Here is a 21,405-nt window from a genome sequence, read left to right as displayed (position 1 = left end):
TTAACCTTCGGAACGCTCCGGGGGTCATCTCGTTCTTTCCGGCACAAGCCATGGAAAGGACGATCACATGAAACCCCTTCTTGTTACCGCCAGTGCCGTTGCCCTGATGATGAGCGCAGCCGCCTGCACCAAAGCTACCAGTCATGCCGAAACCACACCGCCGGTGAAGGCGGAAACGGCAGCAGCGACACCGGATCAGGCAAAGGACCAGTACGCAGCTGATCTCAAAGACATGACACGGGCCGAGATTGAGCCGGCAGAGCGTGCGCAATACACGCTGGCCGCTGACGAAATCCTGGCCTCGCGCCTGATCGGGTCAGAAGTGCTGAACCCGGCCGGTGATGAAATCGCGACCGTCGCCGATGTCTGGATAGGCGAGCCCGGCGATACGCCGAAACTGATCATCCGTGACGGCGGTGTTGCCGGTGTCGGCGGCAAGCTCCGCGCCATCGGTTTCGAGGGCGCGCTGATTGAGCCGGTTGCCAATAACGACGAGCCGGATGTCCGTGTGACCTATTCGGAATCCTCGCTGGAAAGCCTGCCGGAGTTCGAACAGAATGGCGTGAATGATTTCCGCCTCGCGTCCGAAGCCATGGGCACGACCGCTTCGCTGACCTTCGGCGATGACCTCGCCCGCGTGAACGACTTCGTGTTGAAGGTCGACGGCACGCCGGAATATGCGGTCATCACAGACGGGCTGGCCGGAACGACCAAATACGTCATCGATGCGGATGCCCTGACCATCGAGCAGGGCGATGGGGACGGCACGCTCGTCATCGACCTTGATGCAGAAGCGTTTGCCCACGCCAAAGTACTGGCAGACAGCCAATAATCCGCCAGTTGTATTGATCAGGTGAGGGTCCGGCATTGCCGGGCCCTCTTTTCATGGTCGAGTGTGAAAAGGCGCGTTTCCCCGGAGGCGGGAACGCGGTATCCTGACAGGATGGCGCCACCTTCCATCCGCATCCCTGACGGCTTCGTAGAGGAGCTGAAGGCCCGTATCCGGCCTTCGGACGTGATTGGCCGCAAGGTGAAGCTGACCAAGAAGGGCAAGGAGTGGGTGGGCCTGTCTCCTTTCACCAATGAGAAATCGCCCAGTTTCTACGTCAATGACCAGAAGCGCATCTTCAAGGATTTCTCCTCCGGCATTGGCGGCGATGTCATCAGCTTTGTCATGGAGACAGAGCGGCTGTCTTTCATGGAAGCCGTGGAAAAGCTGGCCGAAGAAGCGGGCATGCAGCTGCCCAAGGCCAGCCCGCAGGCCGCTGAGGAATACGATCACCGCAAACGCCTGCAAGCCGTTTGCGAAGCCGCAGCGGCCTATTTCGAAGACCGGTTGCTTTCGTCCGAAGGCGCAGCCGCGCGGACCTATCTGGAAGGGCGGGGGCTTCGGCCGGCCGCCTGGAAGCGTCACAGGCTGGGCTATTCTCCGGATGACTGGCGCAAGACGATTGATCACCTGAAATCTGAAGGGTTCTCGACCAAGGAGATCCTGGAGGCCGGGCTCGCCAAGGAAAGCGACCGGGGTGGGGAGCCGTACGATGCGTTCCGTGGTCGCCTGATGTTCCCCATCGCCGATGTGCGCGGCGGCATCATCGCTTTCGGGGGCCGGGCGCTCCAGCCGGATGCCAAGCCGAAATACCTGAACTCCGGCGACACGCCGCTCTTCCATAAGTCGCGCGTGCTCTACCGCTACAAGACGGCGCGCGAGGCCCTCGGCGGCGGCGAGGGCGGCGGGCTGATCGTCTGCGAAGGCTATATGGACGCCATCGCGCTCGCCGAGGCGGGCTTCGGGACATCGGTTGCCCCGCTCGGCACGGCGCTTACCGAAGACCAGCTGAGCCTGATCTGGAAAGCCGGACCGGAGCCTGTCCTCTGTTTTGACGGTGACCGTGCCGGACTGGGCGCAGCTTACCGCGCGATCGACCGCGCCCTGCCGCATGTCGAGCCGGGACGTTCCTTGTTTTTCGTTCTGCTGCCCGACGGCATGGATCCAGACGACCTGATCCGAGCGCGGGGCCCCGGTGCCATGTCCGATGCGCTGGACGGGCGGATCGCCATGTCCGAACTGCTCTGGCTGCGCGAGCGCGATGCTGAGGCGCTGGACACGCCGGAACGCCAGGCGGGTCTTGAGGCGCGCCTCATGGCGGCGGCGGCCCAGATCCAGCACCCCGGCGTCCGCGCCGCCTATGAGCGCGATCTCAAATCCCGCATGCGAGATCATTTCTGGCAGCTGCGTCAGGCCGGCCGAGGCAAGGGAAAAGGCAACGGCGACTACAGGAAGCGGCCCGGAACGGGACAGTTTCCCGCGTCAGGCGACCAGGGGCAGGTGGAACTGAAAAGCGGTGCACCGGCCAAACTGCGCGGCCTGGGACAGGTCGTGCGGGCGGTCGACACGCCGGAACTGCTGGACCTGGGCGCAGAAACCCTTGCCGCGGCCGCCTTTGCCGATCCGGATGTCAGCCTGATGCGCGATGCGGTGCTGGATTTCGCTCATGCAGGAAAACCTATTGACCGCGGCGCTTTGAGTGCCCATTTAGCGGAAGCAGGGAACATGCGCGCTGCCAGTCTGCTCAACGAATATCCCCACACGCCTCCGATAGCGGTCGACGGACCCGAGGCACGGGAATGGCTCATAGCCCTCGAGCAATACATGGTTGCAGGTCGTTCCGTTGAGCAGGACGCTGACGCTGGCATGGATGATGCTGGCGCGGATGCTACGTCGTCGCCATCAGCCTGGCGGCGCAAGCACCAGCTCGTCGCGGAACGAAGGGCTTTGAGAGCCCGCATGAACGAGGCAGCAGGAAAAGTCGGCGAGAGCTGAAGAGGCGCGAAACTTTGAGACGTATGGCGGGATGAGCGCGCGGTACGTCACGGGAGAGAGATTGAATGGCATCTGCCAAGCAGAAGAATACGCAGGGCGACGGCGATAACGACGATAAGGACAACGATTCCGGTCTTGTCGATTTCAACGCAACGGACGTCAAAAAGGTCCTGAAGCGCGCTCAGAAGCGCGGCTTCATCACCCATGACGAAATCAACGCCCTTCTGCCGAATGACGAGATGACCTCCGACCAGATCGAGGACGTGATGTCCCAGATCTCGGAAATGGGCATTGCCGTCGTCGAGACCGAGGAAGAAGCGGAAGAGCAGGGCAAGGCCCTGACCAAGATCGAGGACCGCAAGGTCGTTGCGAAGAAGGGCAACGCGCGCGGTTCCGACCGGACCGACGATCCTGTGCGCATGTACCTGCGCGAGATGGGCGCTGTGGAACTGCTCTCCCGTGAGGGCGAGATTGCGATCGCCAAGCGCATCGAAGCTGGCCGCGACGCCATGATCCGTGGCCTCTGCGAGAGCCCGCTGACCTTCGAAGCCATGATGGTCTGGCGCGACGAGCTCATCAATGAGCGGATCCTCCTGCGCGACCTGATCGACCTTGAGGCGACCTATGGCGCAGAAAACCCGCCGCCGGAGCCGAAGCCCGTCGAGAAGGAAGAAGAGCCGGAAGCCAAAGCCAAGACCCGCCGCGGTGAAGTCGACGAAGTCGAAGCCGAGCGCGAACGTCAGCAGAAAGAGGCTGAAGAGGAAGAGGACGAAGATGATGCCGCCGCCATGTCCATGTCGGCCATGGAAGCGGAACTTCGTGACGGTGTCCTCGCCAAGCTGGACGAGATTGCTGACGGTTTCGGCCGTTACCGCAAGCTGCAGGACAAGCTCGTGTCTCGCCGCATGGAAGGCAAGGAACTGACGCCGAAGGCGCAGAGCGAATATGACGAGCTGTCCAACAACATCGTCGAGAATTTGAAGACGATCCACATCAACAACGCCCGTATCGAGGCGCTGGTGGAGCAGCTCTACGCCATCAACAAGAAGCTGATGGGGCTGGAAGGCAAGCTGATGCGCCTCGCTGACGCGCATGGCGTGCCGCGCAAGGAATTCCTCAGCAATTATTTCGGCCGCGAGCTGGAGCCGGACTGGACCGAGAAGGTCAAGGGCATCTCGGCGAAGTGGAAGCGTTTCGTTGAATCCAAGGAAGGCGACATCGAAGAGGTGCGTGCGGAGATTTCCGAGATCGCGCAGGAAATCGGTATTCCGATCGATGACTATCGCCGCATCGTGCAGACGGTGCAGAAAGGCGAGCGCGAAGCCCGCATCGCGAAGAAGGAGATGGTGGAAGCCAACCTCCGCCTCGTGATCTCCATCGCCAAGAAATACACCAACCGCGGCCTTCAGTTCCTGGACCTCATCCAGGAAGGCAATATCGGCCTGATGAAGGCGGTGGACAAATTCGAGTATCGCCGCGGCTACAAATTTTCGACCTACGCCACATGGTGGATCCGTCAGGCGATCACCCGGTCGATTGCCGACCAGGCCCGCACGATCCGTATCCCGGTGCACATGATCGAGACGATCAACAAGATCATCCGTACCCAGCGCCAGATGCTGCACGAGATCGGCCGCGAGCCGACCCCGGAAGAACTGGCCGAGAAACTGGGCCTGCCGCTGGAGAAGATCCGCAAGGTCCTGAAGATCGCGAAAGAGCCGATTTCGCTGGAAACACCGATTGGCGACGACGAGGATTCAAACCTCGGCGACTTCATCGAGGACAAGGCCGCGCTCCTGCCGGTCGACGCTGCGATCCAGTCGAACCTGCGTGAAACGACGACCCGCGTGCTTGCCTCGCTCACCCCGCGTGAGGAACGCGTGCTGCGCATGCGTTTCGGCATCGGCATGAACACCGATCACACGCTGGAAGAAGTCGGCCAGCAGTTCTCCGTGACGCGCGAACGTATCCGCCAGATCGAGGCCAAGGCGCTCCGCAAGCTGAAGCACCCGAGCCGTTCGCGGAAGTTGCGGAGCTTTTTGGATACATAATCCGTGAAAGCGATGTACGGGCGCATCGAGCACCGCTACTGCGAACCGGTAGCGGAGGCGCTTGCGAGCGATAGAACCTTTGCTCAGTTCTTTATGGAAAGGGCAAACATAAAGGGCTGGGGAGAGGCATTCCGATGTTTGAAGGATGAGCAAGAAAATCTTCGAAAAAGCGCGCGCTTTTGGTGGAAGAATGTATTTTGCCCTGAAAGCAGGTGCCAGTGTCCCAACCTGCGTGGGCGTGAGGTCGATATTTTAGCAGTCTTTGAGCGCCTTGATGGCGTGAGGCTCGGGATGCATATTGAGTGTAAACATCCTAAGGATATTTTTTCTGAAGGTCAGGCTGAACGCTACCGCGAAAGGCTTTCTTGTTGGACCAAATCCGAAAGGGGTCCGCCAACTATTCCTGCGCATGAAGAAGCGGTTGCCATCCTAATCTGTGATCGCGCCAACAATCGTTCGGCAAGTGATCTCGCGCAATTCGATGCAATCATTTTTTTTGACGAGATCGCAGCGCGTATTGCGGAGTATCCGATGGCTGAAGTTTGAGTGCGTTGTTACCCGCCGCCCCCGCCACAGCCGGTGGGCTGAGCGGGAACGGGACACCTCAGTCTTTTATTTTGCTGCTTTCAGTGCCTGATCCAGGTCTGCGATTAGGTCGTCCGCGTCTTCGATGCCGATGGAGAGACGGACCGTGTCCGGCGAGGCGCCGGCGGCGATCTGCTGCTCCTCCGTCAGCTGACGGTGTGTGGTCGAGGCTGGGTGGATGACCAGCGAGCGCGCATCGCCAAGGTTCGCGACATGGCTGAACAGGTTCAGCCCCGCCACGAACTTGGTGCAGGCCGTGTAGCCGCCCTTCAGCTGAACCGTGAAGAGGGCGCCCGCGCCTTTCGGGCAGATCTTCGGAATGCGGTCCTTGTAGGGGGAGCTGTCGAGGCCCGCATAGGTCACCCCCGCGACGGCTTCATGGCCTTCCAGCCAGGCGGCAATCTTCTGCGCGTTGGCGATATGCTTCTCCATGCGCAGCGACAGGGTTTCGATGCCCATCAGCGTATAGTGCGCGCCCTGTGGGTTCATCGTCATGCCAAGATCGCGCAGGCCAATGGCGATGCCGTGGAAAGTGAAGGCGGCCGGGCCAAAGGTCTCGTGGAAGGTAAGGCCGTGATAGGCCGGCTCCGGCTGGGAGAGGGACGGGAACTTGTCACTGGCCGACCAGTCGAACTTGCCGGAGTCGACCACCACGCCGCCGGTCACCGTGCCGTTGCCGGTCATGTATTTCGTCAGCGAGTGGACGACCAGCGTCGCACCATGGTCGATCGGGCGGCAGAGGTAAGGCGTCGCTGTCGTATTGTCGACGATCAGCGGAATGCCGGCTTCGTCGGCGATGGCGGCGACGGCGTCGAGGTCGGTGATATAGCCGCCGGGGTTGGCGATGGTCTCGCAGAAGATGGCGCGCGTGTCGTCATCGATGGCGGCCTTCACGGCGTCGAGGTCGTCGAAGTCGACAAAGGTGCAGGACCAGCCGAAGCGTTTGAAGGTCTGGCTGAACTGGGTGATGGTGCCGCCATAGAGGCGCGTCGAGGCAACGATGTTGCGGCCCGGCGCCATCAGAGGGAAGAGGGCCATGATCTGTGCCGCATGGCCGGACGAGCAGCAGACGGCGCCTGCGCCGCCTTCCAGCGCCGCGATCCGGTTCTGGAGCGCCCCGATGGTCGGGTTGGTCAGGCGGGAATATATGTAGCCGACTTCCTGCAGGCCGAAGAGGGCGGCGGCATGGTCAGCGTCGCGGAAGACATAAGCGGTGGTCTGATAGATCGGCACCTGGCGTGCGCCGGTGGCCGGATCGGCCTCGGTGCCAGCGTGAATGGCCAGCGTGTCAAAGCCCTGCGGTGCGTCGGTCATGTCGTTTCCTCGCTTCGTGTTCCTGCGTTTTCTCTGCCGTCTTTAGGGGAGCGGCAGGGGCGCAGCAATGAGGAAATCTGACGAGTTCGCCGCAGGCTTACTGATACGAGCGCCTATTGGTTAAACGTGTCGCAGGCCGCGGGATCGCCTGTGGAGAGACCCCGCCGCAGCCATTCGACACGCTGGTCGGCCGTGCCGTGGGTGAAGGCTTCGGGCGTCACCTTGCCGGTCATGCGCTTCTGGATCATGTCGTCGCCGATGGCTTGAGCGGTGCGCAGGCCTTCCTCGACATCGCCGGGTTCCAACGCGACCGCGCCGCCGGACACCTCCGCCGCATGGGCCGCCCAGACGCCGGCATAACAGTCTGCCTGCAGTTCCAGCGCGATGGACCAGGCATTGGCTTCTTCCTGGCTGCCAGCGGCCTGTTGGGCCTGGCGGACCTTGTCACTGGTGCCGGTCAGCTTCTGAACATGGTGACCGAATTCGTGCGCGATGACGTAGGCCTTGGCGAAGTCCGCGCCGGACGCGCCGAGTTGGGTCTGCATGTCCTGCCAGAAGCCGAGGTCCAGATACACGGTCTGGTCGGCCGGGCAGTAGAATGGCCCCATCGCGGCCTGGCCATAGCCGCAGCCCGTGCCGGTGCCTTGTTCGTAAAGCACGACCGTGGGTTCGCGATAGCCGCGCAGCGCCTGGCTCCACACATCATTGATATTGGCGCCGATGATGTCGACGAACTGGCCGGCTTCATCTTCCGGCGTGCCGCGGACACCTTCCTGCGTGCTGGCGCTGCCGGCCGGCTGTTCGCTCACGACCTTGGCGATCTCGTCCGGTTCCATGCCGAGCACGAAATAGCCGATCAGGGCGATGATAATGACGCCGATCCCGCCGCCCGCCACCTTGCCGGGCCCCATGCCGCGCCGGTCTTCAATGTTGCCGCCCTTGCGTCCACCTTGCCAGCGCATCCGCCATCTCCTGAAATCCGCCGGGCCCCACGCCCGGCCATTGCCGCCATCCTAACATCCATGCGAGGACGAGACAGTCCCTTTGGCCAGCTTATCCGGCGCGACCGCATGCACGATACGATTTCAATCCGAACGACAGGGCAGGGCCTCTATGAGTTCACCCCGGCCATCCTGCGTTTCCTGTCGGGCGCGGCAGGCGGCGATGGGTTGCTGACCTTGTTCTGCCAGCACACATCCTGCTCCCTGCTGGTGCAGGAGAATGCCGATCCCGATGTGCAGGCAGACCTGAAGGCCTTCTTCCGCCGCCTTGTGCCGCCAGCGAACGACCCGTCGATGAGCTATCTGGAACACCGCACCGAAGGGCCGGACGACATGCCCGCCCATATCAAGGCCGCGCTGACGCAGACCTCAATCTCCATTCCGGTCATCGGCGGCCGCATGACACTTGGCACCTGGCAGGGCCTCTATTTGTTCGAACACCGCGACCCCCCGCACAATCGCCGGGTCGTGGCGCATCTGCTGGAACGCTAGAAACCCGCTGGGGCCGGCAAGCCGCCGGACGACAGGCAGATCGCCTTGAAACGTTCGCCCATGTCTTTCGGGTCGATCAGGCGCTGGGCGGCGTTGAAGATGGCTTCGCCGTCGTCTGGGTTGGCTTTCACCAACTGATTGAGGCGCGCCTGCGCGCCGAGGCCTAACAGGAACATGCCCTGCGGGGCAGGCCCGGCGACGTCCAGCCCGGCCTTGCCGGACATGCGTGCCAGCCGCCCGAAATCGACATCCACCGTCAGGTCGGACTCGCCAGGCAGGGCAAGCGGGCCTACCTGTTCACCATCCTTATACGAACGAAGGCTGTCGCCTGGTGCAGTATCTGATGGGCCATAGTCGATGAACAAGGCCCGGAACGGGGCGTCACGGGTCACGAGGTCTGCAACCAGCAGGTCCATCCCTGTCTGGACTTCCACCACGGCGCTGGCGTCTGCGGCGCCTTCCGGGGCGGCCTGTTCATCGGCAGCGAGGCCGAACACAAGTTCCCGCTTGTCATCGAGACCAATCACGCATTCGCGCCAGCTGGCGCCATCACGTCGGAACTGGCGCGCGGGCAGGCAGTCGAGATATTCGTTCGCGACCAGCAGCATCGGCCCGGCCGGCACTTCGGCGAGGGTGGAGACGAACTCCGGCTGCGCTGCAGCGAGTGCTTCGTTCTGGATTTCTCGCATGGCCGGGGCCGGCTCCACGAGGGTCACGCGCATCGCATTCGCAAAATCTCCGCCGCCCGCCATCATGGCGAGGCGCAGCGCATCTTTCATCAGGACGCCGCGGCCGGGGCCGATCTCGACGATGCGGATTTCCGCCGGCGACCCCATCGCCTTCCATTCGTGTACCAGCCACAGGCCGATCAGTTCGCCAAAGATCTGGCTGATCTCCGGCGCGGTGATGAAGTCTTTCCCGATGCCGGGGCGCGTCGCGTAATAGCCCTGCGCCGTGTCGTGCAGGCAGAGCTGCATATAGGTCGACACAGGGATCGGGCCGCCCGTCTCGATCAGGCGGATAAGGCGTTCTTTCAGAGTCACGCGTTCTTCCGGGCCTTCGGTTTCAGCGCGTTCCAGACCAGCCATGCCCCGCCCAGCCACATGGGGATGGAGAGCAGCTGGCCCATGGTCAGCCATTCCGGCATGCCGTGCACGAAACTGTCCGGCATGCGGAAGTTTTCCACCACCGTACGGCCGAAGGCATACATCAGCAGGAACAGGCCTGCGACGAGGCCGGGGCGTTTCAAAGCGCCGAAGCGCCAGATCAGGATGGACAGCACGATCAGCGGCAGCCAGCCTTCCAGAGCCGACTCGTAAAGCTGGCTCGGATATCGCGCCGTTTCAAAGCCATTATAGACCCATTTGCCGGTGTCCCAATTATAGGCCGGCGGTGTGGAACCCGGCACAATGCCTTCGGGAAACACCATGCCCCAGGGCGAATCCGTGTGGCGGCCATAGAGTTCGGCATTGATGAAGTTGGCGAGCCGCACGAGGCCGATACCGATCGGCGCCACGACGCCAGCGATGTCGCCGATGGAGAACAGGCTCACCTTTCGCGACCACGCGAAATAGGTCAGCGCTATGGCCACGCCCGAGATCCCTCCGTGGAACGACATGCCGCCATCCCATATCCGCAGGATCGTGCCGGGATCGGCCATCAGCGCGTCGAACTGGTAGGGCACCATGTAGAAAAGGATGTAGCCGAGCCGGCCGCCGAGAATGATGCCCAGGATGATCCAGAACATGATGTCGTCGAGCTGGTCCTTGGTCAGCGGGCTTTCCCCTCCGAAGAGGGCCGGGCGCTTCAGCATCGCAGCGGCATACCACCAGGCGAGGCCGATGCCGGCCATATAGCCCAGCGCGTACCAGCGCAGATGGAACTTTCCGAGGCCGATAAAACCGAAATCGATGGAGAAGAGCGCAGGACTCATCTCGGGGAAGGAGAGGGCGCCGGCGGCCAGGTGTGCCCCCAGCAGCGTCATCGTGTCGAACATGCGGCCTCTTTTCCCTGTCTTGCCCCGGACCTATCTGTTACGGAATGTGGCAGACAAGGCCAGCCACCCGCGCGCGAAGGAGTAGCCTCATGGCGACGACAAATCCACTGCTCGATGACATCGCAGGTCTGATGACCGGCGCGCTCGGAGCAGCCCGTACCGCTGGTGAAGAGGCCAAGACGGCGGCGCAGGCCCGGGTCCGCGCCCTGATCGCCGATATGGACCTTGCCGGACGGGACGAAGTGGAAGCGCTGAAGGCGCTGGCCGTGTCCGCGCTGGAAAAGGTCGAGGCGCTCGAAAAGCGCGTGGCAGAGCTCGAAGCTGCCGCAAATACGGGCGACGACTGAGTCCCGCTATTCCCGCAACTGTTGAAGCAGATGGACCTCGCCGCTGAGGGGCGTATGCATGGTCAATGCGTGGGGATAGCGCAGAGGGACGAATCCTGTCCCGATACCCAAGTCTGCGAGGGGAGCGTAAATGAGTGTCGGCCTGACCCGCAATGAATACAACATGATCGATCCGCTGGAGCGGGTCGAGCAGGCGCTGGAAGAAGGCGGCTGGCAGGCCGAGCGCGACGAAGAAGGTACGTTGCAGGCCGTCGCCGAGACCCGTTGGGGCGATCTTGGCGCCCTGTTCGCCTACCGTCCGGAACCGGCCGCAATCCATTTCTCCATGACGCTGGACGTGAAACCGCAGACGGCGCGCCGCGCCCAGATCGCTGAACTGATCATGATGGCGAACGAGCGTCTCTGGCTCGGCCATTTCGACTACTGGGCCGACGAAGGCGTGATCATTTTCCGCTACACTTTCCCGATGATGGACCGCGACGAGCCGACACTGGGCGAAGTGCGCAGCGCAATGGCCGCCGCTGTCAGCGCTGTGGAGCGCTTCATTCCCGCATTCAACTTCCTGATCTGGGCCGGAAAATCCCCGCGCGATGCCATCGATGCGGTGATGTTCGAAACCCACGGCGAAGCCTGAGGCGATGGCGGCGCAATCGATCGCCCTGATCGGGGCAGGCCGGATGGGCGCTGCGCTCGCCAGTGGCTGGCTGGCCGGGAAGGGCAAGCCCGATATCCGCATTCAGGATCCCAAGCCCTCGGAAATCGTCGCTGCCTGGGCTGAGGCAGGCAAGGTTAGGCTGAACCCCGATCCGGAACCGGTCGACGTTCTGATCGTCGCGGTGAAACCGCAGGTCTTCCCGAAGATGGCCGACAGCCTGAAAGCCTGGATCGGCCCGGACACGCTGGTCATCTCGATCATGGCGGGGACGCGCATCAAGCAGCTGATCGAACGCCTGGACACGAAGTGCGTCATCCGGGTCATGCCAAACACGCCGGGCGCCATCGGTAAGGGCGTCTCAGTCATCGCCAGGTCCGATACAGTCATGGCGAAGCAGCTCGAAATCGCCGAAAATCTGCTGAAACCGCTCGGTGCTGTCATCGGTCCGGTCGATGAAAAACATATGTCGGTCGTTACCGGTCTCTCCGGCAGCGGCCCGGCCTATATCTTCCTTCTGGCCGAAGCCATGGCCGATGCTGCCATGGCAGAAGGTCTTCCGGCCGACCTGGCCGAACAGCTCGCCGCGCTCACCATTGAAGGCGCTGCCGCCCTGATGGTGCAGTCGGACGAGCCGCCGAGCGCGCTCAGAAAAGCGGTTACCTCACCCGGCGGCACCACCCAGGCCGCTCTTGACATCCTCATGGATGAGGGTGGGATGCCCATACTGATGCGAAAGGCTATCCGCGCCGCCGCCAACCGCGACCGGGAGCTGTCTCGCGATACCGATTAGGAGACAGGCGAGACCATGGAGGAGGAAACAGGCGACATCGTCGAGCTGGGCCTTCTCGCCGCGCTGCGCCTCGCTGAGGACACGCCCTGGGGCGACATCACCCTCTCCGCCATTTCTGAAGAAGCCGGACTGCCGCTGAGCGAGTTCTACGGCGTCACGCGAGACGACCTCGCCAATGCCTTCGATGCCTACTTTGATCGCGCCATGTCTGCTGAAGGCCCACCGGGCGGCGAGTCTCCGCGTGAGCGCCTGTTCGACGTGATCATGCTCCGCTTCGAGGCGATGGAGGATTACCGCGCCGGCGCTGTTGCGCTGATGCGGGACCGCGAGCGGACGCCGCGCCTGCTGCTGCGCCTGCCGTCGCATAGGGCGGCGAGTGCGCACTGGGCCCTCGCATCGGCCGGTCTGGACGATGACAGCGGCGCCCCGCTGGGCCTCAAGATCGCCGCCATCGCCTTTGTGATCGCACAGACCGAGCGCGCCTGGCGCAAGGACAAGAATGGCGATTTCGCCCTCACCATGGCGGCGCTGGACAAGGCCCTGCGCGCAGCCGAGGCGCGGATGCTGCGCCTGAAGAAATACATCCCAGGAAAATCAAAGAGCGGGCCGGACGAGCCCGACGATGCGGAGGAAACCCATGAGCCGACCCGGCCTCGACACCAATCCCCTTGAACTGACGCCGGACTGGTTCAACCAGCTTTTCGAAGAAATTGGCATCGATGCGGAGGTTTCCAGCCTCACAGCGAAGTCGATCGGCACAGGCCAGATCGGCGAGAATGTCCGCTTTGTCTTCGACTATGCCCGCAAAGGCGACGGCGCACCCGCGACGCTGGTCGGCAAGTTCCCATCGGACAATGAAGCCAGCCTGATGACGGCCAAGATGCTCGGCCACTATGAGCGCGAGGTGAATTTCTACCGCACCTTCCCGAAGGTGGCGGGGCGGATCACGCCAACGGCGCTCTATACCGATTATGACGCAGACACGAACCGGTTTGCCCTGATCATGGAAGACATGGCCCCGGCCGAGCAGGGGAACCAGCTGACAGGCTGCAGCGTGGCTGAAGCCGAACGCGCCATGGATGCCGCGGCGATCCTGCACGCGGCGCACTGGAACGATGCCTCTCTCGATACACATCCCTGGCTGCAGGGCAGCGCGGTGGCGCCGGAGCCGGCGCTGACCATGGAAGCGACAGTCGCGCTCTGGACCGGGTTCAAGGACCGCTACGGTCCCCAGCTCGCACAGGAAGACATCGATGTCGGCGACGCTTACACCGCTGCCTTGCCCAAAATGCAGGAAATCGAGCGGCCGGGTCCATTTGCGCTGACGCACAATGACTACCGCCTCGACAATATGCTGTTCGGCAAGCCGGGCTCACCGAAGCCGCTGGCTGTCGTCGACTGGCAGACGGCCGGAAAAGGCGCGCCCGCCAGCGATGTGGCCTATTTCATCGGGGCAGGTCTGACACGGGATGACAGGCCCAAGCACGAGCAGGCCTTGTTGCGGTACTATCATGCCCGGCTGCAGGATGAGGGGGTCACGGATTACGATTTCGATGCGCTCTATGACGACTATCGGTATACCTGCTTCTACGGCATGTCGGTGGCGTACGGTGCGGCGATGCTGGTCAAGCAGACAGAGCGCGGCGACCAGATGTTCCTGACCATGCTGCGGCGCCACGCGGCGCAGGCGCGGGACAATAATGCTCTCGAATTGCTGCCCTGAAACCGCAGATTTTTCTCAATCGTGTAATATTTTCTGCAGAGTCTCGCCTGGTGTGCCGGGCCGGAACAGGTTTCCAAACATCCTCCTAATGACCGCGCGTAAACTCTCATAGCGGGTTACGCGTGGGCTTAAGGGGAAGTGCGTAGTGTCCATATTCCGGGCTCTCCAGAAGGAGCGTCCGCCCTCTATTGGAAAATGGTGTGGATATGGAACAGCAGAATGCAAAACCGATGAGCGTGAAAGGCCCGGATGGCCAGAAGCTCACCATGGCGGATCTCCCGTCGCCGAATATTTCCCGTTGGGTTACCCGTCGCAAGGCCGAAGTGGTTGCCGCCGTTGCCGGTGGTTTGATCAGCCGTAAGGCAGCTTGCGACCGCTACAATCTGACGGATGAAGAGTTCGAAGGCTGGGAGCGTCTTTACCTGCGTCACGGCGCCAAGGGCCTGCGCACGACCCGCCTGCAACAGTATCGCCGCTAGGGCGCTGTTAAACCCAAATTTACGGGCGCCCCGTTAACTCTGGCGAAAGCATCCGGATTCCTCCGGATGACGGGAGTCCAGTATGGCGCACGGAAGATCCGGTACATCGCGCGGCGCGACGCCTTCCACACGGGCGCTCGCGTTCGCGGCATGTGCCGTGGCGCTCGGCCTGCTCGCATGGCGCGGCAGCGATATTGTCAGCCGTGCGCCAGCATCACCCGGTCCGCTTTCCCAGTCTGAAGCTTCTCTCCTGTCAGTTGCCGAAGCGATGGCGGGGCAGGGGCATGTCCGCATTTCCATCGTTCGCCAACCGGGCGCGATCCGGCAGGTCCTGTTGCTGCTCGACGACAAGGCCAGCGTGGATGACGGGATACTCACCAACACAATTTCCATGGCAGCCGGGCTCGATGCGGCCAAAGGCGAGCGGGTGGATCTGCAGCGCATTGCCTTTGCGCCCGGTGTAACGGGTGCGCCGCTGCCGCGTGACTGGGCCGAATTGTCCTTGCTGGCCTTGCTGGCTGGCCTCGCGGGCTGGATCGGATTCAAATCGGAGCGAAGAGAAGAGACGCCCGTCGAACTGGTACAGGAAACACTTCCCGCCCGCATGGCGACGCAGCCGGCCGAACCCGCGGTCCGCCCTGCACCCCAGCACGATGACGATGCCGCCGATCTTGCCCGCCGGGATCCGGGCCGCGCCGCAGATGTCGTCCGCGCCTGGATGAGCGGCAATGGAGGCAATGCATGAGCGCGCTGACGATCGCCCGCAATGAGACACCGGCTGATGGCCTGATGCGATCTGCGCGGCTGATGCGGGCGCTGGGCCCGGATGCGGCGCCGATCTGGGCAGAACTCTCGAAATCCGAAGTGCAGGCCCTCACCGCTGCGATGGATACGCTTGGGCCTTCGGCAGAAGGGGAATCCGAGGCAGTTTCCCAGTTCATGGTGGCGCACCGGCGGCTACGCACGCCCGCAGGGCGTAGAGCCTCCATCTGGCAGCGCCTGTCAGATACCGGCACGGATACGCTGGCCGGCTTGTTTGAAAGCGAGCATGCGCAGACTGTCGCGCTGGTTCTTTCCCGGTTGCAGGGCGAGGCATCGGCGCGCCTGCTGCGCGCACTGCCGCCGCGCCTGGCCGTCGACGCGATGCAGCGGCTGCTGAACCTTGGGCCGATACATCCGGCAGCGCTCAGCGCCCTCGAAACCCAGCTCGACACGATCCTCGCGGCCAGGGCTGGGGACGGCCAGTCAAATGGCCATGAACGCGTCGCCCGCATTTTCGACCGACTCGACAGCCGCTCCGAAAAGACTTTCCTTGCTGCGCTCGATCACGCCGAACCGGGGGCAGGCGAGAAGGTGCGCGCTTTGATGTTCACGTTTGACGATCTGGCGAGCCTTGATGCAGCAGGTCTGCAGACCCTGCTGTCGGCCGCAGACCGCGCCGTGCTCGTCGTGGCCCTGAAAGGCGCACGGCCGGATACGGCGTCGGTTTTCTTCGCCAACATGACTCAGCGTGCAGGCGATCTGCTGCGCGAGGAGATTGCATCGCTCGGCCCTGTCCGCCGCAGCGAAGTTGAAGCGGCACGCCAGGAACTGGTTGCACTCGCCCGTACGCTGATGCAGCGCGGCGACATCCGGGCAGACGGCCAGGTTGAAGATGATGAGCTGGTCGACTGATGCAGCGCGCCGTCAAATCCCTGCAGCCGTTCGATTTCCGCAGCGATTTCACTCCGCAGCCTGAGCCGGAATTGCCGGCACTGCCTGTTGAGGAAAAGATCACGCTGTCAGCGCCGGATCTGGCCATGTTGCTGACCGAGGCGCGCGCCGAGGCACATGCAGCCGCCATGTCGATGAAGTATGACGAACAGAACGCACGCCTGCAGCAGGTAACGGAAAACCTGACGGACGCCCTCGCGAATCTGGTATCTCTGGCAGGACATCTGGAATCGAGCGCCTATTCGGACGGTTTCCGGGAGTCTGCCTTGCGCCTGGTCAAAATCGCGGCCCAGCGGATCGTTGACGGACAGGGAGACCTGTTTGCACAAAGCCAGGAATTCAGCCAGAACAACCGCCCGACCGAGAAGGATGGACCATGACCAAGCCCGCCAATCCTGCCTTGCAGAAGTCCCTGATGGACGTGCCCGTGCGTGTGGACGTGGTGCTCGGCGAAGTGCGCATGCCCATGGAAGAACTGGTCGCCATGTCGGCCGACGACGTCGTGGCCCTGGAACGGCGGACCGATGAGCCGGTCGAGATTTACGTGTCAGACCGGCTGATGGCGCGTGGGCGCCTCGTTGTTGCAGATGGGCAACTCGGGGTGACACTTTCGGAGATCGTGGACTCGCGCGAAGCCGCGTAACTGCGGGAAAACCCATGGTTAACAATGCGTTGCAGGCCGGTGTGCCCGGCACTGCAGGAATGGGCTGTCTGCGCCTTCCGAATTCGGCAATTCCTAACACCGAAGAGGAATTTGTTAACCTTTAGACGACACTAATGGTTACGGGAGAGTGTGGCCCGTTCGCGTCTGGGGCGCGGGGAAGGCGGGTCTGTTCGAGAGTAAGGACGCCGCCGTATGCGTATGAAAATGTTCGCCGCCGAGACCTTCGAGGCTGCCAAGGCGATGATTTTTGCCGAGATGGGAGCCGATGCGGTTATCCTGTCCGAGCGCGAAATTGATGGCGGTGTGGAAGTCCGTGCGGCAGTCGACAAGATGGGCGGCGTCGGCATGGTTCCCAATGAGCCGCTGTTCCTGCGCGATGCGCGCGGAGGCGGCCATGGCCGGGGTTCAGAGAATCCGCTTTTCAGCCGCGTGCGTGACGCGCTGCTCTGGCATGGCTCCCCGCAGCGCTTTGCAGATCGTACGGCTGCGGAAGGTGCGGGCCGCGCCCAGCATCTGACAGATCCGGAAGAGGCCATTGCCGAAGGTCTTGCCCGCATCGTGACCTGCGATCCGCTGCCGGCGCGCCTCGACCGCGACATTCTTCTGGTCGGCCCTCCGGGACACGGCCGCACGGCAACGGCTGCTAAACTGACCCGCCGCGCTGCTATGGCGCGGGCGGAAATCGCACCCGTTGCGGCTGATCTCGACGGCACGGCCGGCGGAGACCAGCTGGCAGCCTATCTCGAACGGGAGAAGGGCCAGATCCGCACCTGCCACTCGCCGGATGAGCTGTTTGCGACACTGAAAACGCTGAAGACCGAAAACCGCCGCTGCGTGATCGACCTGCCGGCCATCAATCCTTTCGATGATGACGACATGGCCAGCCTGCAGGACCTGATTTCGGTCATCCGCGCTGAGCCTGTTCTTGTCATGTCGGCCGAAGGCCACCCGGATGATCAGCTTGAAGCCGCTCGCGGCTTCGCGCGCGCCGGTATCAAGCGGGCCATCCTCACCAAACTTGATGTTGTCCGAAGGAGGGGCGGGGCCATTTCCGCCTTGTCGTCGGCCGGCATCGCCTTCTCCCATCTTGCAGTCACCCCGTTCATCGGCGGTGGACTGGTCCCGGCAGCGCCCATGCGCCTTGCTGCCCTGTTGATGGAAGACGCCCCGGGCGACGTGATCGCCCTGAAAGGAGCCGCGTAATCCCATGAGTTTCATGATGCGCAAATCGCAGGAACGTCCGGCACCGCGGCCTACACCGCGGCGGGTCGAGCCTGCTTCGATCATCGCGGTTGCGAGCGGGAAGGGCGGCGTCGGCAAGACGTTCATGGCCATCACTTTGGCTTCAGCCTTTGCCCAGGCCGGTAAACGCACCTTGCTGGTGGATGGGGACCTTGGCCTCGCCAATGTCGACGTCCAGCTTGGCATTGCACCGGAAACAGACCTTGCTGCGGTGATCGCGGGCTGGGTCGAGCTCGATGATGCCGTGACCCCGGTCGATGGCGGCGCCGCAGGTGGCGGGTTCGATGTGCTGCCGGGCCGGTCAGGCTCTGGCGCGCTGGCCGAACTGCCGCCGGAAGAAGTTGCCCGCCTCGCGGCCGGCCTCTCGGCGCTGGCCCTGCAATATGACCAGGTGGTCCTCGACCTTGGCGCCGGGATCGAAGCCAACTGCATGCGGCTTGCCCGCGCCGCCGACAAGGCGCTGATGGTGATCACGGATGAACCGACATCGATGACCGATGCCTATGCCTTCATCAAGGTGCTGCGCGGCTATGCACCGAATGTCGAGCCGGTAGTCTGCATCAACCAGGCCGACAGCCGTGCGGCCGGACAGCGGACTTATGAGGCAATTGCCCGGGCCTGCCAGACTTTCCTTGGCTTTCGCCCACATCTCGCTGGTGTGGTGATCCGCGACCCGAAGGTCCGCGATGCGATCCGCTGCCAGAAAACACTGATTTCCACAGATCCTCAGGCGCAACCCATCCAGGACGCCATCGCAATCAGCCAGATGCTGATCGGTGACGCCCCGGCAGCGGAGCTTGGCAATTAATCTGTGTGAAGATTTGGGGGATTTCGACGGGAATCGCAGGGCTCTGTTAACTAGTGTTAAAGAAACAGCCTCTAGGATTCTCAGAGTTAATAAAAACGACTAGCTTGTCGTTAGGCTGATTCGGGAGACGACACATGCGCGTCCTGCTAATTGAAGACGATAGCGCCGTCGCGCGTTCCATCGAGCTGATGCTGAAGTCTGCAGGCTTCAACATCTACACCACTGACCTCGGTGAAGAAGGTGTCGATCTCGGCAAGGTATACGAATACGACATGATCATCCTCGATCTGTCGCTACCCGATATCTCCGGCTACGAAGTCCTCAAGCAGCTGCGCATGGGCCGCGTGAACACGCCGGTCATGATCCTCTCCGGTAACCCGGATATCGAGGCAAAGGTCCGTACGCTGGGCTACGGCGCTGACGACTATCTCACCAAGCCGTTCAACAAGGACGAGCTGATCGCTCGTATCACCGCCATTGTGCGCCGCTCCAAAGGCCATGCCGAGAGTGTGATCCGCACGGGCGAGATCCTGGTGAACCTCGACGCAAAAACGGTAGAAGTGGACGGCGACCGCGTGCACCTCACCGGCAAGGAATACCAGATGTTCGAGCTGCTTTCCCTCCGGAAGGGCACGACGCTGACCAAGGAAATGTTCCTGAACCACCTCTATGGCGGTATGGACGAGCCGGAACTGAAGATCATCGACGTCTTCATCTGTAAGCTCCGCAAGAAGCTGCAGCAGGCCACCGGCGGCAACCATTACATTGAGACGGTCTGGGGCCGCGGTTATGTGCTGCGCGATCCGCGCCCGAGCTCGAAGAACAACGAGGTCGAAGAGGCCGCATAAGCTTCTACGACCCACAGAATTCACGCCCCGGCCTTTGCGCCGGGGCGTTTTCGTTCGGTCTGGGGTTTTCGTGCGGTCCGGACTTGCACCCGGGCGCGAATGGACGACATTGGGGGCATGTCACAGCGTTCTGCCGGCCCAGAGATTCTTCGACTGATCGAGCTGATGTCCCGTCTGCCGGGTTTCGGACCGCGGTCGGCGCGCCGGGCGGCGCTGTTCCTGCTGAAACGGAGCGATACGCTGCTGCTGCCGCTGGCCGAGGCGATGTCCGATGCCGGGCACCGGATCGAGAAATGCGAGATCTGCGGAAACTATGACACGCTGCAGCCTTGCGCCGTGTGCCAGTCGGGCGGCCGCGATGAGGGCCTGATCTGTGTCGTTGAAGACGTGCCGGACCTTTGGGCGCTGGAACGCGGCGGATCCTATCGCGGGCGTTATCATGTGCTGGGCGGGGTCATGTCCGCCGTCGATGGCATCACGCCGGACGATCTCAACATTCCCTCCCTGATCTCACGGATCGATGCGGGCGGGGTGCGCGAAGTGATCCTGGCGCTCAACGCAACATTTGAGGGTCAGAACACGGCCCACTACGTCGCAGACCAGCTCGTCGGAAAAGGCGTACAGATTACCTATCTCGCCCACGGCGTGCCAGTAGGCGGGGAGCTGGATCATCTGGATGACGGTACGCTCGCCGCCGCGCTGCGGGCCCGGCGGACGAGCGAATAGGCTGGTCTATTCCGCGATATCGACTCGGAAAATGCCGTCCAAATCCTTGGTGGCGACATAGAGATGGCCATCCGGCGACTGGACGACATCCCGGATCGCGTACTCATCCTTGAACAGGTTTTCCCGCTCGGTCACGACGCCGTTCTCGAGCCGGATGCGAACGAGTTCCAGGCCGGCAGGGCCGTTCATGCCGCCGACGAAGAAGTCACCCTTCCAGCCGGGATAGACATCGCTGGTGAGGCGAGTCAGGCCGGATGGCGCGATGGAGGGCACCCAGTAGGTGAGCGGCTGCTCCATACCGTTCTTCTCGGTTTTCTCGGTGATGATCGTGCCGTCATAATTGACGCCATAGGTAATCACAGGCCAGCCATAGTTTGCGCCGGGTTTGATGATGTTGAATTCGTCGCCGCCCTTGGGGCCATGCTCTGTCTCGTACAGCGTGCCTTCCGTCTTGTCGTAGTAAAGGCCTTGGATGTTCCGGTGCCCGTAGGAGTACACGGCAGGGTTTCCATCTACTCCGTCGGCAAACGGATTATCGGCCGGAATGGTGCCATCGGAATTGATACGGATGAGAGACCCATGCGTGATTTTGGGGTCCTGAGCATCCTTCATGTATTTGAAGCCTTCGCCGAGTGAGACGAACAGCGTGCCGTCATTGGCGAATTGCAGGCGGCCACCGAAATGATAGGCGGTGTCGCGGGAGTCAGCCCGGAAGATTTCCGTCATGTCTTCCAGCGCGGTGTTGTCATCGCTGAGGCGGGCCCGCACGACCGCGGTTCCGTTGTCGGCTTCGGTGCCCTGGGCATAGGCGACATAGATCAGGCGGTTGGTTTCGAAATCCGGGTCCAGCGCGATGCCGAAATAGCCGCCTTGCCCTTCTGTCAGGGCTGGGGGCATGCCTGTGACCGGCGTGGCTTCGCCTTCGCCGCCTGCTGCATAGTTCAGGCCGCCATCCTTTTCGGTGAACAGGAGGTCGCCATTGGGCAGGAAAGCCAGACCCCACGGGAATTCAGCCTCGATGACAGGGGTCAGCGTGACTTCAAGGTCGCTGGAAACCTCAGGCGTTGCAGGTGCGGCGGCCGAACCGGGGGTGCATGCAGAAAGGGCGAGGGCAGAAACAAGGCCGGCAAAGATCAGGCGCATGGGA

At 62.5% G+C, this 21,405-nt stretch carries 24 protein-coding genes; 19 read left to right on the top strand and 5 right to left on the bottom strand.

Annotation, left to right across the window (positions count from 1 at the left end; all coding sequences use genetic code 11):
• Positions 1-67: 67 nt before the first annotated feature.
• The 4 genes from HY26_RS00580 (at position 68) to HY26_RS00565 (ending at position 5,421) form a co-directional block, all read left to right on the top strand.
• Positions 68-832, top strand: a complete 765-nt coding sequence (locus HY26_RS00580) for a PRC-barrel domain-containing protein (RefSeq protein ID WP_034769139.1) — start codon at positions 68-70, stop codon at positions 830-832.
• 111 nt (positions 833-943) lie between these two features.
• Positions 944-2,824, top strand: a complete 1,881-nt coding sequence (gene dnaG / locus HY26_RS00575) for a DNA primase (protein WP_112072729.1) — start codon at positions 944-946, stop codon at positions 2,822-2,824.
• A 65-nt stretch (positions 2,825-2,889) separates the two neighbouring features.
• Positions 2,890-4,875 carry an RNA polymerase sigma factor RpoD gene (rpoD, locus tag HY26_RS00570; RefSeq protein WP_034769138.1) on the top strand — a complete coding sequence of 662 codons (1,986 nt, stop codon included), beginning with the start codon at positions 2,890-2,892 and terminating at the stop codon, positions 4,873-4,875.
• Positions 4,876-4,878: 3 nt separating this feature from the next.
• Complete coding sequence (locus tag HY26_RS00565; RefSeq protein ID WP_146740147.1) at positions 4,879-5,421, top strand: hypothetical protein; 543 nt, start codon at positions 4,879-4,881, stop codon at positions 5,419-5,421.
• Positions 5,422-5,487: 66 nt separating this feature from the next.
• Here the strand turns inward: HY26_RS00565 and HY26_RS00560 are convergent, their stop codons facing one another.
• Positions 5,488-6,774 (bottom strand): O-acetylhomoserine aminocarboxypropyltransferase/cysteine synthase family protein, encoded by a 1,287-nt coding sequence (locus HY26_RS00560; RefSeq protein ID WP_112072727.1) that lies wholly within the window; start codon positions 6,772-6,774, stop codon positions 5,488-5,490.
• Between the two features lie 113 nt (positions 6,775-6,887).
• Positions 6,888-7,736 (bottom strand): neutral zinc metallopeptidase, encoded by an 849-nt coding sequence (locus tag HY26_RS00555; RefSeq protein WP_034769130.1) that lies wholly within the window; start codon positions 7,734-7,736, stop codon positions 6,888-6,890.
• A 108-nt stretch (positions 7,737-7,844) separates the two neighbouring features.
• Here HY26_RS00555 and HY26_RS00550 point away from each other — a divergent pair, with 108 nt between their 5' ends.
• A complete protein-coding gene (locus HY26_RS00550) occupies positions 7,845-8,267 on the top strand; it encodes a secondary thiamine-phosphate synthase enzyme YjbQ (RefSeq protein WP_112072726.1) in 423 nt (140 codons plus the stop codon).
• On the opposite strand, the gene HY26_RS00545 is transcribed toward HY26_RS00550, so the two are convergent.
• Positions 8,264-9,355 (bottom strand): class I SAM-dependent methyltransferase, encoded by a 1,092-nt coding sequence (locus HY26_RS00545; RefSeq protein WP_233351486.1) that lies wholly within the window; start codon positions 9,353-9,355, stop codon positions 8,264-8,266. The genes HY26_RS00550 and HY26_RS00545 overlap by 4 nt on opposite strands.
• Complete coding sequence (gene lgt, locus HY26_RS00540) at positions 9,307-10,263, bottom strand: prolipoprotein diacylglyceryl transferase (protein ID WP_233348863.1); 957 nt, start codon at positions 10,261-10,263, stop codon at positions 9,307-9,309. The genes HY26_RS00545 and lgt overlap by 49 nt, the downstream gene beginning before the upstream one ends.
• An 89-nt stretch (positions 10,264-10,352) precedes the next feature.
• Here lgt and HY26_RS00535 point away from each other — a divergent pair, with 89 nt between their 5' ends.
• From HY26_RS00535 to recR, 14 genes are all read left to right on the top strand, one after another.
• The gene (locus HY26_RS00535) at positions 10,353-10,610 is read left to right on the top strand and encodes an accessory factor UbiK family protein (protein ID WP_034769126.1); all 258 of its coding nucleotides are present in this window, start codon (positions 10,353-10,355) and stop codon (positions 10,608-10,610) included.
• 130 nt (positions 10,611-10,740) lie between these two features.
• Entirely contained in the window at positions 10,741-11,244 is a 504-nt protein-coding gene (locus HY26_RS00530; RefSeq protein WP_034769124.1) for a YbjN domain-containing protein, read from the top strand.
• A 4-nt stretch (positions 11,245-11,248) separates the two neighbouring features.
• Positions 11,249-12,055 (top strand): pyrroline-5-carboxylate reductase, encoded by an 807-nt coding sequence (gene proC / locus HY26_RS00525; protein ID WP_034769122.1) that lies wholly within the window; start codon positions 11,249-11,251, stop codon positions 12,053-12,055.
• 15 nt (positions 12,056-12,070) lie between these two features.
• A complete protein-coding gene (locus HY26_RS00520) occupies positions 12,071-12,727 on the top strand; it encodes a hypothetical protein (protein WP_112072725.1) in 657 nt (218 codons plus the stop codon).
• Positions 12,693-13,778 carry a phosphotransferase gene (locus HY26_RS00515; protein ID WP_112072724.1) on the top strand — a complete coding sequence of 362 codons (1,086 nt, stop codon included), beginning with the start codon at positions 12,693-12,695 and terminating at the stop codon, positions 13,776-13,778. The genes HY26_RS00520 and HY26_RS00515 overlap by 35 nt, the downstream gene beginning before the upstream one ends.
• Positions 13,779-13,984: 206 nt before the next feature.
• Positions 13,985-14,257: a DUF1153 domain-containing protein gene (locus tag HY26_RS00510; RefSeq protein WP_034769116.1), complete on the top strand. Its 273-nt coding sequence runs from the start codon at positions 13,985-13,987 to the stop codon at positions 14,255-14,257.
• A gap of 82 nt (positions 14,258-14,339) precedes the next feature.
• The gene (locus HY26_RS00505) at positions 14,340-15,002 is read left to right on the top strand and encodes a hypothetical protein (protein WP_112072723.1); all 663 of its coding nucleotides are present in this window, start codon (positions 14,340-14,342) and stop codon (positions 15,000-15,002) included.
• Complete coding sequence (locus tag HY26_RS00500) at positions 14,999-15,931, top strand: flagellar motor switch protein FliG (RefSeq protein WP_112072722.1); 933 nt, start codon at positions 14,999-15,001, stop codon at positions 15,929-15,931. Before HY26_RS00505 ends, HY26_RS00500 begins: the two co-directional genes overlap by 4 nt.
• The gene (locus tag HY26_RS00495; protein WP_112072721.1) at positions 15,931-16,350 is read left to right on the top strand and encodes a hypothetical protein; all 420 of its coding nucleotides are present in this window, start codon (positions 15,931-15,933) and stop codon (positions 16,348-16,350) included. The genes HY26_RS00500 and HY26_RS00495 overlap by 1 nt, the downstream gene beginning before the upstream one ends.
• A complete protein-coding gene (locus HY26_RS00490; protein ID WP_034769108.1) occupies positions 16,347-16,613 on the top strand; it encodes a FliM/FliN family flagellar motor switch protein in 267 nt (88 codons plus the stop codon). The genes HY26_RS00495 and HY26_RS00490 overlap by 4 nt, the downstream gene beginning before the upstream one ends.
• 213 nt (positions 16,614-16,826) lie before the next feature.
• Entirely contained in the window at positions 16,827-17,837 is a 1,011-nt protein-coding gene (locus HY26_RS00485; protein WP_034769106.1) for a flagellar biosynthesis protein FlhF, read from the top strand.
• 4 nt (positions 17,838-17,841) lie between these two features.
• On the top strand, positions 17,842-18,684 hold the full coding sequence (locus tag HY26_RS00480; RefSeq protein ID WP_034769103.1) for an AAA family ATPase: 843 nt from the start codon (positions 17,842-17,844) through the stop codon (positions 18,682-18,684).
• A 134-nt stretch (positions 18,685-18,818) separates the two neighbouring features.
• A complete protein-coding gene (ctrA, locus tag HY26_RS00475) occupies positions 18,819-19,532 on the top strand; it encodes a response regulator transcription factor CtrA (protein WP_112072720.1) in 714 nt (237 codons plus the stop codon).
• 117 nt (positions 19,533-19,649) lie between these two features.
• Positions 19,650-20,258, top strand: a complete 609-nt coding sequence (gene recR, locus HY26_RS00470; protein WP_112072754.1) for a recombination mediator RecR — start codon at positions 19,650-19,652, stop codon at positions 20,256-20,258.
• Positions 20,259-20,264: 6 nt separating this feature from the next.
• Here the strand turns inward: recR and HY26_RS00465 are convergent, their stop codons facing one another.
• Positions 20,265-21,401 carry a PQQ-dependent sugar dehydrogenase gene (locus tag HY26_RS00465; RefSeq protein WP_112072719.1) on the bottom strand — a complete coding sequence of 379 codons (1,137 nt, stop codon included), beginning with the start codon at positions 21,399-21,401 and terminating at the stop codon, positions 20,265-20,267.
• Between the last annotated feature and the right edge of the window lie 4 nt (positions 21,402-21,405).

Origin of the sequence: Hyphomonas sp. GM-8P (genome assembly GCF_003263315.1) — a bacterium.
In the GTDB taxonomy this organism is placed as follows: Bacteria; Pseudomonadota; Alphaproteobacteria; order Caulobacterales; family Hyphomonadaceae; genus Hyphomonas.
The sequence above is the reverse complement of the archived record's forward strand: the minus strand, read 5'-3'. Positions and strand labels throughout refer to the sequence as shown.